This is a genomic window from Trebonia sp. (assembly GCF_049794275.1).
GTDB lineage: Bacteria > Actinomycetota > Actinomycetes > Streptosporangiales > Streptosporangiaceae > Trebonia.
The window spans coordinates 1-2885 of the sequence record NZ_JBARCR010000313.1; the positions used below are offsets into that span (position 1 = coordinate 1).

Genomic DNA, 2885 nt, shown 5'->3' on the forward strand with positions numbered 1-2885 from the left:
CCCCGCGCCCGCCTGACCACCTTGCGGATCCGCCCATCGGTCCACGCCCGCACCGCGCCAGCCCACTCCCCGTCAGGATCAGTAACCCGCGGATCATCGAGAAACCAAAGCACGGCGCGGGCCGCTCCCTCAAGCGCATCGGTCCGGGCAGGCGGAGCATCCCGCTCGACCCGCACGACCAACGGCAACGCATACTGGGGCGCTTCATCCCGGCTATCCACGCCTAGACCCTATGACTCCGCCCCACGCCGGCCGGCTAACTGTCTAAGGACCTCAACCTCACGGTCGGGAGCGGGTTCCGCCTTGGTCTTCCTGCTATTGAGCCACAGCCAGGAGGCCCCGCCGGCCAGCAGCACGCCGCACAAGGTCCAGCCGAGGGTCGTCGTGCCCATGCCGACGTACTTCAGCCCGGAGGCGAAGATCACGAAGGTGATGATCGGCCGGATGTACTTGTCCGGCGCCCGGGACGAGAGCAGGGAACCGATGAGCACGGCGGGCACGCTGCCGATGATCACGGCGGCGGTCAGCCCGAACTCCACGTGGCCGAACGCCAGCGCGCCCAGCGCCGCCGCGGCGGTGAGCGGGACCGCCTGCGTCAGGTCGGTTCCGACGAGCTGGCCCGCCGCGAGCATCGGGTAGGTGAACAGCAGCAGGACGATCATCAGCGAGCCAGAGCCGACCGAGGTCATGCCGACGATCAGGCCGCCGACAATGCCGATGGCCACGGTGGGCAGCGGGCGGACCCGGATCGCCGCGATCGCCCCGGAGCGCTGCTGGCCCGACCGCCGGTCCAGCCAGTAGCGCAGTACCATCGCGGCGGTGCCGGCGAGCAGCGCCGCGCCGAGCGCGATCTCCACGTTCTGCTGCGACGCGGAGCTGCCGCCGAGCACGTGCAGCAGGTACGCGCCGAGGAACGCCATCGGCACCGAGCCGAGACACATCCAGCCGACCAGCCGGAAGTTGACGGTGCCCCGCTGTATATGCACCGCGGAGCCCACCGGCCGCATCACCACGGCGGCGACAAGGTCGCTGGAGATCGCCGCGGCGGGCTTGACGTTGAAGAGCAGGATGAGCATCGGCGTCATCAGCGCGCCGCCGCCCGCTCCGGTCAGCCCGACCAGCAGCCCGACGATGGCGCTGCCAAGGACGATGTAGGGATTGAGACCCATCAGGACTCCGCTCCGGTCGCTCGGCCTTCCTACTATCCAGATGGAGAATATATCTCTTGTAACCAGATTGTAAAAGTTGTAACGGCGCGGCCTGCCCCGGACGGGCACCCCCACCCGTCCGAACCCCCCAACGCCCCCTCCAACGCTCCCTCCCAACGCTCCCTCCCAACGTGGTCGATGTGACATCGCCCACACTCTTTGGTAGTCGAGGCGACATCGACCACGTTCGGGCTTGGTGTTCCGGCTCTGCGAGCAGCCACCCCGCCCCAGCCAAAGGCGGTCGATGGACCATCGACCGCACTCTTTGGTGGTCGATGGACCATCGACCACCCTCTGGGTCCGCACCGCTGCCCGCTTTGGTGGTCGATGCGACATCGTCCACACTCTTGGTAGTCGATGCGACATCGACCACGTTCCGGGCGTTCGGGCGCCCGGGGCTCCTGGGACGCTCGGGGCTCCTGGGATTCCCGCGCTACGCGGGGACCGGGACCGGGGTTGGGGTGGCCTCTTCCGGGAGGATCTCCGGGGATTGCAGGGCCTCGGAGTTGGCGGCGGCGAAGTCCGCGTACCTGCGGATCTCCAGCGCGCGGCGGCGGCGGCCCCAGCCGAGCAGGCCGCCCATGATGGCGGCGACCTCGGGCGCCGCCGCGGTGCCCGCGTCCGGCGATTCGATCAGCAGCCTGATCCGGCGGGCGAGCACGTCGTCGACGTGCAGCGCGCCCTCGTGGGTGACCGCGTAGGCGACTTCGGCGCGCAGGTAGGGGTAGCCGTCGAGCAGCGGCATGCCCAGCGACCTGCTGGCGCCGATCAGGTCGAGCAGCTCGCAGGTCAGCGACCCGTACCGGCTGATCAGGTGCTGGACGGCGGCGAGCGGCAGCCCGTAGTCCTCGGCCAGCCGCCGCGCCGCGGCGCGGACCGCGGGGAAGCCGTCCGCGCCGAGCAGCGGCAGCTGGTCGGTGACCGACGGCGGCGCCGGCCGCGGCAAGCCCTCCACCGCGGCGTCCACCACGTCCCTGGCCATCAGCCGGTAGGTGGTGAACTTCCCGCCGGCGATCGTCGCGAGCCCGGGCAGCGGCACGTCCACCACGTGCTCCCGCGACAGTTTCGTGGTCGGGGTCTCGGCGGCGGCCGCGACGAGCGGTCGCAGGCCGGCGTAGACGCCGATGACATCCGCCCTGGTGAGCGGCGTGGCGAGGATCCGGTTGGCCGCGGCAAGGATGTAGTCGACGTCCTCGCCGGTGGCGGTGGGCTCGTCCCGCTCGCCGGACCACTCGGTGTCGGTGGTGCCGACGATCCACCGCTCGCCCCACGGGATGAAGAACAGCACGCTCTTCTCGGTGCGGACGATCATGCCGGCGTCCGCGTCGATGGCGGACTTGCGCATCACCAGGTGCACACCCTTGGACATCCGCACCTCGTAAGCGGCCCGGACCCCGTCGAGCGAGTGCACCAGGTCGGTCCATACCCCGGCGCACACCACCACCCGGTCCGCCAGAATGTCGACCGACCGGTCGGTTTCTTTGTCAAGCACCCGGGCGCCGATCACCGCGGACCCGTCCGGCGACCGCAGCAGCGAGGTCGCGCTCGCCCTGGTCACCACGATCGCGCCGTGCGCCGCCGCGGTCCGCGCCACGGTGACCGTGTGCCGGGCGTCGTCCACCTGCGCGTCGTAGTAGACCATCGCGCCGGCCAGCCTGTCGGGGCGCAGTGCGGGCG

The 2885-nt window shown here is 70.6% G+C and carries 2 protein-coding genes and 1 pseudogene; all 3 read right to left on the minus strand.

What is annotated here, in order from left to right; genetic code table 11:
• Positions 1 to 221 (minus strand): annotated as a pseudogene (locus WA805_RS08670) (peptidyl-tRNA hydrolase); the annotation flags it as partial.
• Between the two features lie 9 nt (positions 222 to 230).
• A complete protein-coding gene (locus tag WA805_RS08675) occupies positions 231 to 1169 on the minus strand; it encodes a sulfite exporter TauE/SafE family protein (protein WP_425242076.1) in 939 nt (312 codons plus the stop codon).
• Between the two features lie 472 nt (positions 1170 to 1641).
• A partial coding sequence (locus tag WA805_RS08680; RefSeq protein WP_425242077.1) for a glycerol-3-phosphate dehydrogenase/oxidase occupies positions 1642 to 2885 on the minus strand: 1244 nt, incomplete at its 5' end.

Coding starts and splice junctions, on each gene's coding strand:
- WA805_RS08675 (WP_425242076.1), bottom strand. CDS start 1,169: ATGGGTCTCAATCCCTACATCGTCCTTGGCAGCGCCATCGTCGGGCTG.